Source organism: Polaromonas sp. AER18D-145 (assembly GCF_002379095.1).
In the GTDB taxonomy this organism is placed as follows: Bacteria; Pseudomonadota; Gammaproteobacteria; order Burkholderiales; family Burkholderiaceae_C; genus Polaromonas.
Genome location: NZ_NBZV01000031.1, coordinates 41,662 through 55,870, shown reverse-complemented (window position 1 = coordinate 55,870; position 14,209 = coordinate 41,662). Strand labels below are relative to the sequence as shown.

Sequence of the window (14,209 nt, the reverse complement as noted above, 5' to 3'; positions counted from 1 at the left end):
GGCATGGGGCGGGGTGCTGGGACGGGTCTGGCTTCAATGGCCGGCGGCGAATCCGGTTCTGCGCTGAAGCGTTCCGGACAGGCTGCAGGCGCAAATGTTTTTACTGCCCCCGCTGCGCCCAGATGCGGCTGATCTGCGCCGACAGCTCCATCGGATCAAACGGCTTGTGAATCACGTCGATCGCACCGAGCTCGCGGTACTGCGCCACTTCGGCGGCCTGCACCTTGGCGGTCATGAAAATCACCGGCGTGCCGGCCGTGGCGGGCAGCGCCCGCAGGGCCTTGAGCGTGCTCGGGCCGTCCATGCCCGGCATCATGACGTCCAGCAGCAGCAGGTCGGCCTGGGCGGTCGGTGCCGCGGCCAGCGCTTCGCTGCCGGACGGGCAGGCGATCACGGTGAAGCCGCCCACGGCCTCCAGAGCCATCTGCGCCACCATGCGGATGTCGGGTTCGTCTTCGACATAAAGAATGCGGGCAAGTGTTTTGCTCATGGCTATCGTCCTTGGTCAAGAAAGAGGTTCATCGGCCGGCAGGCTGGCCTGCAGCACGTCAACGGCCAGCGCAATTTCGGCGCGCTGTGGTGGCAAGGGTACCTGACCGGCCGGCGCGGCCTGCTCGAGCAGCAGTTCCAGCGCCCTGGCGGCTGCCCCCACCTCATGAAACCCCAGGGTGCCGGCCGTGCCGGCCAGCGTGTGCACCAGGCGCTCCAGCTCCGCCGGCGGCGCCGTGTCGCCACCGCCGGCCACCGCGTTCCACAGGGTCCGGATGTGCGCCATTTTTTCCGGCAAGGCACGCCGGTAGTCGGCGCGCTGCTGATCGAGAAACTTCTGAAAATCCTGTTGCGGGGTGCTCATGCGCTCAGCTTTTTCGCGCCCGCTCGTACAGCGGCATCACCCTGGGCAGGGTGCGCTCCATGTCGGCAATCCGCGTGGTGCCGGCCGGGTGGCTGCTCAGCCACTGCGGTGGTGCGCCCTTGCTGGCCGCGGCCATTTTCTGCCAGAGTGTGATGCCGGCGCGCGGGTCAAAGCCGGCACGCGCGCCGAGTTCCATGCCGACCAGATCGGCCTCCGACTCGTCTTCGCGGCCAAAACGCAGGTTGATCAGTTCCACGCCGAGACCTGCGACGGTCTGGCCCAGATCCCCCAGGCCCAGCAGTTGCGACAGCAGGCTGGCACCGATGTTGGTGGCCGCCGACTTGCCCATGCGCTCGCGCGCGTGTTCACGCAGGGCATGGGCCATTTCGTGGCCCATGATCATGGCCACCTCATCGTCGTTCAGCTGCAGCTGGTCCAGGATGCCGGTGTAAAAGGCAATTTTTCCGCCCGGCATGCAAAACGCATTGATCTGCTTGCTGCCGATCAGGTTGACCTCCCACTGCCAGTCCTTCGCACGCGGGTTCCAGGCCACGGCATGCGGGATGATGCGCTGGGCAATGCGGCGCAGGCGCTGCAACTGCGGATGGCTGGCAGGGGCCAGCGCCTTCTGGGCCGCCGCCTCCTGCAGCATCTTGCCGTATTGCTGCCGGGAGGCCTGCTCGATCTCCCCCGCCGGCACCAGCTGGGTGAAGCCCGAGTTGCCGCCGAAGGTCACCCCTTCACGCTGGGCCTGGGCCGGTGCCGCGCCCAGCAACAGGGCTGCGGACAAGGCCGCCAGGGTCAGTCTCAACGCAAATGTCATCGCCTTCTCCAAATAAAGGGGCAGGTTCCGGCCGGTCGGGCAAAACGGCCCACAGCGTATTATTCCTGCATGAGCGAGACCTTATCCGACGATCCCCAGGCAAAACGTCAGCCAACGCCGCTTTCTGAAGCTCATCTTTCCGCAATCGCTCCCGCCCGGGCCGCGCGCCCAAGCTGGGGCGAGACCTTGCGCGTCTACCTCGAGGCGCCCACCCTGCGCATGCTGCTGCTCGGGTTTTCCGCCGGCCTGCCGCTGCTGCTGGTGTTCGGCACGCTGAGTTTCTGGCTGCGCGAAGCCGGTATTGACCGCACCACCATTGGTTACCTGAGCTGGGTCGGGCTGGCGTATGGCTTCAAATGGGTCTGGGCGCCGCTGGTGGACCGCTTGCCGATTCCGCTGCTGACGCGCCTGCTGGGACGCAGGCGCAGCTGGCTGTTGCTGTCGCAGTCCGTCATCATGGCGGCCCTGGTCGGCATGGCGCTGACCGACCCCAAACTCGCCCTGCTGCCGGTGGTCTGGTGCGCGCTGGCGGTGGCCTTTGGCTCGGCGACGCAGGACATTGCACTCGACGCCTTTCGCATCGAGTCGGCCGACGTGCAGCGCCAGGCCGCGCTGGCGGCGGCCTACCAGACCGGCTACCGCATGGCGATGATCTGGGCCGGCGCCGGCGTCCTGTGGATTGCCGCGCGCGCCGAGGTGACCGGTGCGGACGGTGTCATCGGCTACCAGCACGGTGCCTGGCAGATCGCCTATTTCGCGATGGCGGCGTCCATGCTGCTGGGCGTGGTGACGGTGCTGTTTTCGCCCGAACCGGCCCCGCGCGAGCTGCCGCCTGCGCGCAACGCCGCCGAGTGGCTGAAAAGCGCGCTGGTCGAACCCTTTGCCGACTTCCTGCGCCGTTATGGCAAACAGGCGGCGCTGATCCTGATGCTGATCGCTGTCTACCGCATCAGCGACGTGGTGATGGGCATCATGGCCAACCCGTTCTACGTCGACATGGGTTACACCAAGGACGAGGTCGCGGCCGTCACCAAGATCTATGGCGTGATCATGACGCTGGTCGGCGCCTTTGTCGGCGGGGCGCTGGCCATGCGTTTTGGCGTGATGCGCGTGCTGATGCTGGGCGCCGTCCTGAGCGCCGGCAGCAACCTGCTGTTTGCCTGGCTGGGCTCGCTCGGCCACGATGTCAATGCGCTGATCTTCGTGATCTCGGCCGACAACCTGTCCAGCGGCATCGCCTCGGCGGCCTTCATTGCCTACCTCTCGAGCCTGACCAACATCAACTATTCGGCCACGCAGTACGCCTTGTTCAGCTCCATGATGCTGCTGCTGCCGAAATTTCTGGCCGGCTACTCGGGCACCTATGTGGACGCGTTTGGTTACAGCAGTTTTTTCACGGTGACGGCCTTGCTGGGGGCGCCGGTGCTGCTGCTGGTGTGGCTGGCTTCACGTATGAAAATGCCGCCCAGCCCTTGATTCACGGGCGCCAACAGCTACTGATTTCATAGCACTCCAAAAGCCCTGGATCGACCAATCCGGGCGGCCGCGACGGTTTACCTAACTTTACAGCGGCTTTAACGCGACTTGTTACGCGGCGCGCACCATGAGGCGGTCATTGACGAAGGAGCCTCCATGAGTGACCGTACCCCCAGCCCTTTCACCACCGACGTGCTGGCAGCCACCCCGCCGGCGGGCGCCAATAGCTACACTGATCAGCCCACAAGCACCCGCACGGTGAACCCGCCCATGACACAGCAACTCCTGATGATCGAAGACGACACCCGCCTGGCGACCATGGTGGGGGAATACCTGCGCCAGTCGGGTTACGGGTTTACCCATGCGGTCGACGGCGGCAAGGGCCTGGAAGCGCTGCAAAGCTGCAAACCCGATCTGGTGATCCTCGACCTGATGCTGCCCGACATGGACGGCCTCGAAGTGTGCCGGCGCATCAAGGGCCTGGGCGGCGACGCCGGCCGCACGGCCGTGCTGATGCTGACCGCCAAGGGCGACCCGATGGACCGCATTGTCGGCCTGGAAATCGGCGCCGACGACTACCTGCCCAAACCCTTTGAGCCGCGTGAACTGCTGGCCCGCATCCGCGCCGTTCTGCGCCGCGGCGGCGAGGCGACCAGCACCGGTGGCAGCCAGCAGACCATGCGCTTCGGCTCGCTCGAGATCGACCGCGACGCGCGCACCGTGTCGGTCTCCGGCAAGCTCTGCGAACTGACGTCCTACCAGTTCGACCTGCTGGTGGCGCTGGCCGAGCGCGCCGGCCGCGTGCTCTCCAGAGACCAGATCATGGAAGCCGTGCGTGGCCGCGAACTCGAAGCTTTCGACCGCTCGATCGATGTGCACATGGGGCGCATCCGCAGCGCCATCGAGCTCGATGCGAAAGACCCCAAACGCATTCTCACGGTGCGCGGTGTGGGCTACGTTTTTGCCAAGCAGCAGGATTGAACGGAGTGCGTCGAATGGAACTTCTAGAAATTCGATTTCCGGGATGCAGGGTGAGGCGCACGGAGCGCAGGACACCGGAATGCACTTCGGTGCATGAGGATTCCGAGCACCGGGCAACGAAGCCATGCGCCCGGAAATCGGATTTATAGGAGTTCCGGGATGTGGTCACGTTTTACCTCGCATCTGTATGTACGGATCTGGCTCGCCGTGGTGGCCACGGTGGTGGTGCTCGCCTTTCTCGTCGGCGCCGCCTGGCAACTGAGCACCGACCCACCCCAACTGCCGATCCGCGAAGTCCTGGTGTACAACGCTGCCGGCGAAGTCATCGGCCGGGCACAGACCAGGCCGGACCGCAAACGCGGGGACGATCTGGAGTTTGATGTGCAAACGCGCGACGGCCAGACCCTGAACCTGCAGCTGCCCCGACCCAAACGCCCTCCCGGCAGCTCCTGGAACCGCCCGCCCTACGGTTTTGGCTTTGGCTGGATGCTGGGCCTGGTCGCGCTGGCTGTCGCGCTGGGCGCCTATCCCATCATCCGCCGGCTGACGCAGCGGCTCGAAGGCCTGCAGCGCGGCGTCGAGCGCTGGGGCAGCGGCGACCTGTCGGCCCGCATGGTGGTCCAGGGCAGCGACGAAGTGGCTTTTCTGGCTGAACGTTTCAACCACGCCGCGGAGCGCATCGAGACGCTGATGGAGTCGCAGAAAGCCTTGCTGGCCTCGCACAAATCACTGCTGGCCAACGCCTCGCACGAGTTGCGCTCGCCGCTGGCGCGCATCCGCATGGGCCTGGAGTTGATGGGGGGCGGCGCCGGCTCGACGCAGCGCGCCGAAATCTCGCGCAGCATCAACGAGCTGGACCAGCTGATCGACGAAATCCTGCTGGCCAGCCGGCTCGATACCAAACAGGCCGACGCCGAACCGTTCGAGGTGCTGGACCTGACCGGTCTGGCCGCCGAGGAATGTGCCCGGGTGCAGGCCGAACTCGGCACGGCGACCCAGACCGAAAGCCTCACGCTGCAGGGCTCGGCACGCCTGCTGCGCCGCCTGATCCGCAACCTGCTGGAAAACGCCAGGCGTTACAGCACCGGCGAAGTCAGCCTGGAACTCGGACAGACCGGCGCGGGTGCTCAGCGGCGTGCCGTGATCCGCGTCAACGACCACGGACCGGGTGTGCCGCCGGACCAGCGTGAACGCATTTTCGAGCCTTTCTATCGCCTGCCGGGCGCCAGCGAACGCGAAGGCGGTGTGGGGCTGGGCCTGGCGCTGGTCAAATCCATCACCGAGCGCCATGGCGGCAGCGTGCGCTGCGAGGACAGGCCGGGCGGAGGCGCTTCTTTTGTGGTCGAGCTGCCGATGCCCGCTGCCGCCTAGCGCAGGCGCCGGACAGGGCCGCCGCGCTTACGCAGGCGTGAAGAAAATCTCATTTTGGAATACTGTTACGCGAAAAAACGACATCCCTCCCCTAAATAGGGGATGCCATAAAAACTATCTACCCTTTAAAGTCGCGCAGTTGCTGTGACAACATCGATCGCTGAAAACAAAGGCAGAAGACTCCAAATCGATCAACAGATCATCAGTCTCAACGACGTCCCTCAAAGGACTTGGCAAGGCCACCGCAAGGTGGTCTTTTTTTTGCCCGGTTACACCTGCGGGACAGCCGCTCTCCCCGCGTTACCATCGGCAGCTACTTGATTGCGGGAGTTTGAGCGTGAACACCAACCATCCGGCGGCACCTGTCCGCCAGGGCTTCTCCACCCCGGCTCCGGAACGGCTTCCCATGCTGCCAGCCGAAGCGATGTCCGCCGCGCAGCGTGAAGCGGCCGATGCCCTGATCGCCGGCCCGCGCAAGGCGGTGTTCGGTCCTTTCATTCCCCTGCTGCGCAGTCCGGCGCTGATGTCGCGCGTCGGCCAGGTGGGCGAGTACCTGCGTTTTGACAGCATGCTGGACGTGTGCATCCGTGAGCTGGCGATGTGCCTGGTGGCGCGCCATGTGTCCAACCAGTTTGAATGGCTGATGCACGCACCGCTGGCACTCAAGGCCGGCGTGTCGCAGGCCAGCCTGGATGCCATCGCCGAAGGCAGACACCCGCACAGCACAGCCCCCGACGAAGCGGCCATGGTGGACTTCGTGACCGAACTGCTGCAGCACCACGGCGTCAGCGACAGCTCGTACGCCGCCGCCCTGGCGCTCTTCGGCGAACAGGGCGTGGTGGAACTGACCACGCTGGTCGGCTATTTCGCGATGGTCTGCTGGGTGATGAATGTGGCGCGCACACCGGGGCAGCCGCAGCCGGGCTTCAGCGCCCTGGCGGCCTTTCCGGCCTGAGTTTCAGGGCGACAGTGCCGCGAGCACCCGCGCCGCGCTGATGTCGTTCAGGCAGCGCGTGTGGCCCAGCGGGCATTCGCGCTCGAAGCAGGGCGCGCAATCGAGCGGTGGCAGGTAGTCCGCATCGTTTTTCAGCCAGAGCACCGTGGCTTTCGCGCTCAGCGGCGGCGTGTGCAGCGGGCTCGACGAGCCGAAGATGGCAACCTGCGGCACGCCAAAGGCCGCCGCCACATGCATCAGGCCCGAGTCGTTGCTGATTACCTGACGGGCCGCCGCGATGGCGCACAGCGCCTGCACCAGCGTGGTCTTGCCGGCCAGGTTGATGCAGGCACCGGGTCGCACCGCGTTGGCCGGCCCGGCGATCTCTTCGCACAGCGCCGCTTCCTTGCCCGAGCCCAGCAACACCACCGGCAAAGCCAGGCGTTGCGCCAGTTCGGAAAAATGTGCGGCGGGCCAGCGCTTGGCCGGCCCGTATTCCGCGCCCGGGGCAAATACGTCGTAGCCGCCGCGCGCCAGGCCGAGCTCGGCCAGCGCTTGCCCGACCTCGGCCGCCGGCATCTGCAATTGCGGCCGGTCTGCGTCCAGGCCGGTGTCGCCGCTGAGCGCCGAGTAAAACGCCACCATGGGCGGACGCTGGCCCTTGGCCGGATTTTTCAGCCGGTGTGTGAGCAGGCCGATGCGCGCTTCACCGAGGTAGCCGACCCGTTTGGGAATGCCGGCCAGCAGGGGCAGCAAGGCGCTTTTCAGCGAGTTGGGGAGCACGTAGGCGGTGTCGAACTGGCCGGCAATCCGCCTCGCCAGCGCGCGCCGCGCCTTCAGCTGCAGGCCACCGTGCGCAAACGGGAATTCAATGACCTCGTGCACCTGCGGCATCGCGCGGTACACCGGCGCCACCCAGGGCAGCGCGCCGACGCTGAGCTGTTCACCGCGCGCGTGCAGGCGCCGCAGCAGCGGCTCGGTCATGACTGCGTCGCCTATCCACTGGGGGGCGATGACCAGGGTTCGGCCCGAATTATTCTGCATGACTTCCGTTCGCCCTGAGCTTGTCGAAGGGTGTTTGCAAACTGCCATGGCGGGAGAAGGCTTCGACAGGCTCAGCCCGAACGGCAAGGCAGGGCCAACTCAGTGGTGGCCACCGACGTGTTCGCCGGCTTTCAGGCGATACAGCGTGCCGCAATACGGGCACTTGGCCTCGCCGGTGCGCGCCACATCGAGGTAGACCTTGGGGTGGCTGTTCCAGATGGCCATGTCGGCCTTGGGGCTGGGACAGAACACGCCACCTTGCGGGTTCAGGTCCTTGGCGAGCAGTTCGACGGTGAAAGAGGTACTCATGGTCAGACCTTGGCCAGCCAGCCGGCGTATTTGGGGTTGCGGCCGTTGACGATGTCAAAAAACGCGCTCTGGATTTTTTCGGTGATGGGACCGCGCGAGCCGGCGCCGATCTCGATGCGGTCAAGTTCGCGGATCGGCGTGACTTCCGCGGCGGTGCCGGTGAAGAAGGCCTCGTCGGAGATATACACCTCGTCGCGCGTGATGCGTTTCTGGATCAATTCGAGGCCGAGGTCCTTGCAGATGTGCAAGATGGTGTTGCGCGTGATGCCGTTAAGGGCACCGGCCGACAGGTCGGGCGTGTAGACCACACCGCCCTTGATCACGAAGATGTTCTCGCCCGCGCCTTCGCTGACGAAACCCGAGGCATCGAGCAGCAGGGCTTCGTCGTAACCGTCGTCGAGCGCTTCCATGTTGGCGAGGATGGAGTTGGTGTAGTTGCTGACCGCCTTGGCCTGCGTCATGGTGATGTTGACGTGGTGGCGCGTGTAGCTGGAGGTTTTCACGCGGATGCCGCGCCGCATGCCTTCTTCGCCGAGGTAGGCACCCCAGGGCCAGGCCGCCACCATCAGGTGGATGGTGTTGCCCTTGGGGCTGACACCCAGCTTTTGCGAGCCGATCCAGGTCAGCGGGCGCAGGTAGCAGCTTTCCAGCTTGTTGTCGCGCACCACGGCCTTTTGCGCTTCCATGACCTCTTCCTTGCTGAAAGGAATTTTCATGCGCAGGATCTTGGCGCTGTTGAACAGGCGCTCGGTGTGTTCTTCCAGCCGGAAGATGGCCGTGCTGCCGTCGGCCGTCTTGTAGGCACGCACGCCTTCGAAGGCGCCGCAGCCGTAATGCAGGGTGTGGCTCAGGACGTGGATTTTGGCGTCACGCCATTCGACCATCTGGCCATCCATCCAGATTTTGCCGTCGCGGTCTTCCATGGAGGGTGCTACTGGGGACATGGTGCTGATCCTGTGATGAATGTCGTGAAAGGGTTCCCGGCGCCTGGCCTGCTGCCGGCCGGACCGGAGAACCTGCCGAAAAACCCGAAACGCTGATTTTACGGGCCGGGCGGCGGGCCGTCGGCGGCCGGCAGCGAATCCGTCACCGGTGGCCTGAAAAGTTCATGGTGCGCCAGCTTGCCGCCGACAAAGGTGCAGGTGACATGCGACTGGCTGCCATCGGTCCAGCGGAACACCTCGGGTTGCGCGTCCTTGTCGGATTGCAGCGCGCCCAGGCTTCGGGTCATGGCCACCACATGCAGCAGCGTCATCCCCGCCTTGAGCTTGGCATTGAGCATGACGGCGCTGTCGACATAACCGATGGGCCGGTTGGCCGCGCGCTTGAGCACCTGCATCATGCGGGTGAAGTGGAGCAGCAGCCACATCATCAGGCCGCCGACCGCAGCCGCCACACCGGCCCAGCCGAAACCGCGGTAAGCCAGCACCACCACAGCGACGCCGGCAATCGGAACAAAAATTTTCTGGAAGTTCATGGCGCTATTTTCGCAGCCGCCGGCCGCCTCCCGGCTGCGGGGAGTGCGTACGGCATGCCGCACGGCGGTCGCCACGTGTCATTTTCAAGCGAAATTGGCCTTCAGCCCAGACAGGTCGGGCGCCAACAGCTACTTATTTGATAGCATTGAATCCGCCGCACCATGGCGGATCCCGCTATGCGAGGCTTCGCACCACCTCGATCGCCTGCTCCACACGTTCGACCGCATGGATGGTCAAGCCTTCGATCGGCTTTTTCGGCGCATTGGCCTTAGGCACCACGGCCACGCTGAAGCCCAGCTTGGCCGCTTCCTTGAGCCGCTCCTGGCCGCGCGGCGCAGGCCGCACCTCGCCGGCCAGCCCGACCTCGCCGAAAGCGATGAAACCCTTGGGCAGCGGCTTGCCGCGCAGGCTGGAAGTGATGGCCAGCATCACGGCCAGGTCGGCCGCCGGCTCGCTGATGCGCACGCCGCCGACGGCGTTGACGAACACGTCCTGGTCCATGCAGGCAATACCGGCGTGGCGGTGCAGCACCGCCAGCAACATCGCCAGGCGATCCCGGTCCAGGCCCACCGACAAGCGGCGCGGGCTCGGCCCACCGCTGTCGACCAGCGCCTGGATTTCCACCAGCAACGGGCGTGTGCCCTCCAAGGTCACCATCACACAGCTGCCGGGCACCGGTTCTGCGTGCTGGCTCAGAAAAATCGCACTGGGATTGCTCACCCCCTTCAGGCCTTTTTCGGTCATGGCAAACACGCCGATCTCGTTGACCGCGCCGAAGCGGTTCTTGATGGCCCGCACCAGGCGAAAACTCGAATGGGTGTCACCCTCGAAATAAAGCACGGTATCGACCATGTGTTCGAGCACGCGCGGACCGGCCAGTGCGCCTTCCTTGGTGACATGGCCGACCAGGATGATGCAGACGCCGCTGGACTTGGCGGCGCGCGTCAGGTGGGCCGCACATTCGCGTACCTGGGCGACCGAGCCCGGCGCCGACGTGAGCTGCTCGGAATATACGGTCTGGATGGAGTCGATCACGGCCACGGCCGGCCGCGTGGCCTCCAGCGTGGCAAGGATTTTCTCGAGCTGGATCTCCGCGAGCACCTTGACCTGCGAGCCGTCCAGCCCGAGCCGGCGCGAGCGCAGCGCCACTTGGGCGCCGCTTTCCTCGCCGGTCACATACAGGGTGTCGAGTCCGGCGCGCTGCAGGGAATCGAGCGCCTGCAGCAGCAAGGTGGACTTGCCGATGCCCGGGTCGCCGCCTATCAGCACCACACCGCCTTCGACAATGCCGCCACCCAGCACACGGTCGAGCTCCTCGTGGCCGGTGGGCGTGCGCGCCATGTCGGTCGCTTCGATGTCGGCCAGGGTCGCGACTTCTGACGGTTTGGCCAACGAGGCAAAACGGTTTTTCACCGGCGACTGACTCTCCGCGACCGACTCGATCAGCGTGTTCCAGGCACCGCAGTGCGGGCATTTGCCCAGCCATTTGGGGCTGGTGCCGCCGCATTCGGTGCAGGTGTAAATCGTTTTGTCTTTGGCCATGCGGCGATATTACTGTAGTTATTCACAGTACGGGTTAATCCCGGCCTCGCGCGCTTGGCGGCCAACTCCGAATCATTTAACATGTTAAATAAATTCACCCCCAGCCCATGAACACGCCGTTTACCCACCGCAACCTGCCCCGCCTGCTGCTGCAGGCGCGCGAGTCGGTCATGGCGCACACCCGGCCGCGCCTGCGCGAACATGCGCTGAGCGACCAGCAGTGGCGCGTGTTGCGGGTGCTGGGCGAACACGGCGTGGTGGAAACCGGCAAGGTGGCACGCGAAGCCTTCATCCTCGGCCCCAGCCTGACGGGCGTGCTGACCCGCATGGAGCGCGACGGCCTGATCCAGCGCTCGCGCGATCCGGCGGACCAGCGGCGCACCACCGTGGAAGCCACGGAAAAAGGTGTGCAACTGGTGGCCACGCTGTCGGGGGCCATCGAAGCGCACTACGCCTGGATGGAAACAACCCTGGGAAAAGACAAACTCGCCCAGCTGTACGCGCTGCTCGACGAAGTGATTGCACTGGAGCAGCCATGAGCTGGATACCTGAAGGAACCGTGTACGGCGTGCTGCTGAACTTCCGCGCTGAGGTCGAGGCGCTGGCGCCACAGATGAACCAGCCGCCGTACAAAGCGCCGCCCCAAGCGCCGGTTCTGTATGTCAAGCCGGCCAACACCTGGAGCGCCAGCGGCGCCAGCATCCCCGTGCCGGCTCGGGTCCCTGAGGTCGAAGTCGGCGCCAGCATCGCCATGGTGATGGGTGAGGCCGGCGAAGTGGCGGGCTACGTGCTGGTGAACGACCTGTCCGTTCCGCACGCCAGCTTTTTCCGGCCGCCCGTCAAGTTCAAATGCCTGGACGGCTTTCTCGGCATCGGCGAGCAACTGGTGCCTGCCGGCGAAGCCGGCGATCCTTCGGGCTTCATGCTGGAGGTTCGCATCAACGGCGAACTCAAACAGACCGTGAACTTCAACCACCTGGTGCGCGACGCCGCCCGGCTGCTGACCGATGTCGGCGGCTTCATGACGCTGCGTCCGGGCGATGTGCTCATGCTGGGCTGCGATGCAGGCCAGCCGCTGGCCAAAGTGGGTGACCGCATCGATATCAGCGCGCCGAGCTTCGGCATGCTGAGCAACACTCTCGTAGCGGAGGCGTCATGAAGCACGCCCGCGTTGTGTATGAGGGCAAGGCACAACACGCCATCGAACGCGATGGTCGATTGCAGCTCGATGATGGCCGGCTCGTCAGTGAAGACGCCGTCACCTGGCTGCCGCCGCTGGCGCCCACGCCGCGCCCGCGCACCATTCTTGCCCTGGGCCTGAACTACGCCGACCACGCGAAAGAACTCGAATTCAAGGCGCCCGAAGAACCCCTGGTGTTCATCAAGGGCGAAGGCACGCTGACCGGCCACCGGCAGCTCACGCGCCGCCCGGCCGGTGTGCAGTTCATGCATTACGAGTGTGAACTCACGGCGGTCATCGGCCGGACCGCCAAAAAGGTGAAGCGCGACGATGCGTATGACTTCATCGCCGGCTACACCATCGCCAACGACTACGCGATCCGCGACTACCTCGAGAACTGGTACCGTCCCAATTTGCGCGTCAAGAACCGCGATGCCTGCACGCCGCTCGGGCCCTGGCTGGTGGAAGCGGCCGATGTGGCCAATCCCATGGCGCTGGCGCTGCAAACCACCGTCAACGGAAAAATCACGCAAACGGGCAACACGCGCGACATGATTTTCGACCTGCCCTTCCTGATCGAATATTTCAGCAGCTTCATGACACTGCAGCCGGGGGACCTGATCCTGACGGGCACACCCGATGGGGTGGTCGATTGCCGGCCCGGCGACGTGGTTGTCACCAGCATCGAGGGCCTGGGCGAACTTTTCAACACGATTGAATGAATATGAAAATAGATCACCTCATCAACGGCAAACCGGTTTCCAGCGAAAACTATTTTGAAACTGTCAACCCCGCCACACAGGACATGCTGGCCGAAGTCGCTGCTGGCGGAGAAGCCGAAGTCAACGCCGCCGTGGCCGCCGCGAAAGAGGCTTTTCCGAAGTGGGCCGGCATGCCGGCGCCGCAGCGCGCCAAAATCATCCGCAAGCTCGGCGACCTGATCGCCGCCCAGGTGCCCGAAATCGCGCAGATGGAAACCAACGACTGCGGCCAGGTGATTGCGCAAACCGGCAAGCAGTTGATCCCGCGGGCGGCCGACAACTTTTATTACTTTGCCGAGATGTGCACCCGGGTCGATGGCCACACCTACCCGACCGAAACCCACCTGAACTACACGCTGTACCACCCGACCGGCGTCTGTGCGCTGATCTCGCCGTGGAACGTGCCCTTCATGACGGCCACCTGGAAAGTTGCGCCCTGCCTGGCTTTTGGCAACACCGCGGTGCTGAAGATGAGCGAGCTGTCGCCGATGACGGCGGCACGGCTGGGCGAGCTCGCACTCGAAGCCGGCATTCCGCCAGGGGTGCTCAACATCGTGCATGGCACCGGCAAGGACGCCGGCGAGCCGCTGTGCCGCCACCCCGACGTGCGCGCGATTTCATTCACCGGCTCAACCGCCACCGGCAACCGCATCGTGCAGGCCGCCGGCCTGAAAAAATTCAGCATGGAGCTGGGCGGCAAATCACCGTTCGTGATTTTTGACGACGCGAACCTCGAGCGCGCGCTCGATGCCGCGGTGTTCATGATTTTCTCCAATAACGGCGAACGCTGCACGGCGGGCAGCCGTATCCTGGTGCAGCAGTCGATCTACGCCGACTTCACCGCCAAGTTCGCGGAGCGCGCCCGACGCATAAAGGTCGGCGACCCGCTCGACGAGGCCACGACCATCGGCCCGATGATTTCGCAGGGCCACCTGGCCAAGGTGCGCAGCTACATCGAGCTCGGCCCCAAGGAAGGCGCGACCCTGCTGTGCGGCGGGCTGGGCGCGCCGGACCTGCCGGAGCGCGTGAAAAAAGGCAACTACGTGTTGCCCACGGTGTTTGCCGATGTGGACAACCACATGCGGATTGCGCAGGAAGAAATCTTCGGCCCGGTCGCCTGCCTGATCCCGTTCAAGGATGAAGCCGACGCGATCCGCCTGGCCAACGACACGCCCTACGGCCTGTCGAGTTATGTCTGGACCGAGAACCTCGGCCGCGCCCACCGCGTCGCCGCCGCCGTCGAAGCCGGCATGTGTTTCGTCAACAGCCAGAACGTGCGCGACCTGCGCCAGCCTTTCGGCGGCACCAAGGGCTCGGGGACCGGGCGCGAGGGCGGCACCTGGAGTTACGAGGTGTTCTGCGAGCCCAAGAATGTGGCTGTGTCACTGGGAAGCCATCACATTCCGCATTGGGGGGCCGCATGAACATGACACCTTGTCATCCCGGACTTGAGGAGC

Annotated in this window: 16 protein-coding genes; 8 read left to right on the top strand and 8 right to left on the bottom strand. The window is 65.0% G+C overall.

From position 1 onward, the window contains the following. Window positions 1-100: 100 nt before the first annotated feature. Genes B7G52_RS15530 through B7G52_RS15520 form a run of 3 tightly spaced genes read right to left on the bottom strand, consistent with a single transcriptional unit; the run spans window position 101 to window position 1,676 of the window. A complete protein-coding gene (locus B7G52_RS15530; protein ID WP_096698453.1) occupies window positions 101-490 on the bottom strand; it encodes a response regulator in 390 nt (129 codons plus the stop codon). 15 nt (window positions 491-505) lie between these two features. Further along, window positions 506-853, bottom strand: a complete 348-nt coding sequence (locus B7G52_RS15525) for an Hpt domain-containing protein (protein ID WP_096698452.1) — start codon at window positions 851-853, stop codon at window positions 506-508. A gap of 4 nt (window positions 854-857) precedes the next feature. Beyond that, window positions 858-1,676, bottom strand: coding sequence for a M48 family metallopeptidase (locus B7G52_RS15520; protein WP_096698451.1), 819 nt, complete (start codon window positions 1,674-1,676; stop codon window positions 858-860). 69 nt (window positions 1,677-1,745) lie between these two features. Here B7G52_RS15520 and B7G52_RS15515 point away from each other — a divergent pair, with 69 nt between their 5' ends. The 4 genes from B7G52_RS15515 (at window position 1,746) to B7G52_RS15500 (ending at window position 6,459) form a co-directional block, all read left to right on the top strand. Then, window positions 1,746-3,152: an AmpG family muropeptide MFS transporter gene (locus tag B7G52_RS15515; RefSeq protein ID WP_096698450.1), complete on the top strand. Its 1,407-nt coding sequence runs from the start codon at window positions 1,746-1,748 to the stop codon at window positions 3,150-3,152. A gap of 270 nt (window positions 3,153-3,422) precedes the next feature. Further along, on the top strand, window positions 3,423-4,133 hold the full coding sequence (locus B7G52_RS15510) for a response regulator transcription factor (RefSeq protein WP_096698461.1): 711 nt from the start codon (window positions 3,423-3,425) through the stop codon (window positions 4,131-4,133). Between the two features lie 159 nt (window positions 4,134-4,292). Next, entirely contained in the window at window positions 4,293-5,504 is a 1,212-nt protein-coding gene (locus tag B7G52_RS15505) for an ATP-binding protein (protein WP_096698449.1), read from the top strand. A 337-nt stretch (window positions 5,505-5,841) separates the two neighbouring features. Continuing rightward, on the top strand, window positions 5,842-6,459 hold the full coding sequence (locus B7G52_RS15500) for a carboxymuconolactone decarboxylase family protein (protein ID WP_096698460.1): 618 nt from the start codon (window positions 5,842-5,844) through the stop codon (window positions 6,457-6,459). A gap of 3 nt (window positions 6,460-6,462) precedes the next feature. Here B7G52_RS15500 and waaF read toward each other — a convergent pair whose 3' ends face one another. The 5 genes from waaF to radA all read right to left on the bottom strand — a co-directional run bounded on the left by waaF (window position 6,463) and on the right by radA (window position 10,811). Next, window positions 6,463-7,482, bottom strand: a complete 1,020-nt coding sequence (gene waaF / locus B7G52_RS15495) for a lipopolysaccharide heptosyltransferase II (protein ID WP_096698448.1) — start codon at window positions 7,480-7,482, stop codon at window positions 6,463-6,465. Between the two features lie 99 nt (window positions 7,483-7,581). After that, window positions 7,582-7,791: a zinc-finger domain-containing protein gene (locus B7G52_RS15490; RefSeq protein WP_096698447.1), complete on the bottom strand. Its 210-nt coding sequence runs from the start codon at window positions 7,789-7,791 to the stop codon at window positions 7,582-7,584. A 2-nt stretch (window positions 7,792-7,793) separates the two neighbouring features. Beyond that, window positions 7,794-8,735 (bottom strand): branched-chain amino acid transaminase, encoded by a 942-nt coding sequence (locus B7G52_RS15485; RefSeq protein WP_096698446.1) that lies wholly within the window; start codon window positions 8,733-8,735, stop codon window positions 7,794-7,796. A 98-nt stretch (window positions 8,736-8,833) separates the two neighbouring features. Continuing rightward, complete coding sequence (locus B7G52_RS15480; RefSeq protein WP_096698459.1) at window positions 8,834-9,268, bottom strand: glycerate kinase; 435 nt, start codon at window positions 9,266-9,268, stop codon at window positions 8,834-8,836. 175 nt (window positions 9,269-9,443) lie between these two features. Continuing rightward, window positions 9,444-10,811, bottom strand: a complete 1,368-nt coding sequence (radA, locus tag B7G52_RS15475; RefSeq protein ID WP_096698445.1) for a DNA repair protein RadA — start codon at window positions 10,809-10,811, stop codon at window positions 9,444-9,446. Window positions 10,812-10,918: 107 nt separating this feature from the next. Between radA and hpaR the strand changes: the two genes are divergently transcribed. From hpaR to hpaE, 4 genes are read left to right on the top strand one after another with little or no spacing between them, the layout of a single operon-like run. Next, window positions 10,919-11,350, top strand: coding sequence for a homoprotocatechuate degradation operon regulator HpaR (gene hpaR, locus B7G52_RS15470; protein ID WP_096698444.1), 432 nt, complete (start codon window positions 10,919-10,921; stop codon window positions 11,348-11,350). Beyond that, a complete protein-coding gene (locus tag B7G52_RS15465) occupies window positions 11,347-11,970 on the top strand; it encodes a fumarylacetoacetate hydrolase family protein (RefSeq protein ID WP_096698443.1) in 624 nt (207 codons plus the stop codon). The genes hpaR and B7G52_RS15465 overlap by 4 nt, the downstream gene beginning before the upstream one ends. Next, window positions 11,967-12,713: a fumarylacetoacetate hydrolase family protein gene (locus tag B7G52_RS15460; RefSeq protein ID WP_096698442.1), complete on the top strand. Its 747-nt coding sequence runs from the start codon at window positions 11,967-11,969 to the stop codon at window positions 12,711-12,713. Before B7G52_RS15465 ends, B7G52_RS15460 begins: the two co-directional genes overlap by 4 nt. A gap of 2 nt (window positions 12,714-12,715) precedes the next feature. Next, entirely contained in the window at window positions 12,716-14,176 is a 1,461-nt protein-coding gene (gene hpaE / locus B7G52_RS15455; protein WP_096698441.1) for a 5-carboxymethyl-2-hydroxymuconate semialdehyde dehydrogenase, read from the top strand. Window positions 14,177-14,209 lie beyond the last annotated feature (33 nt).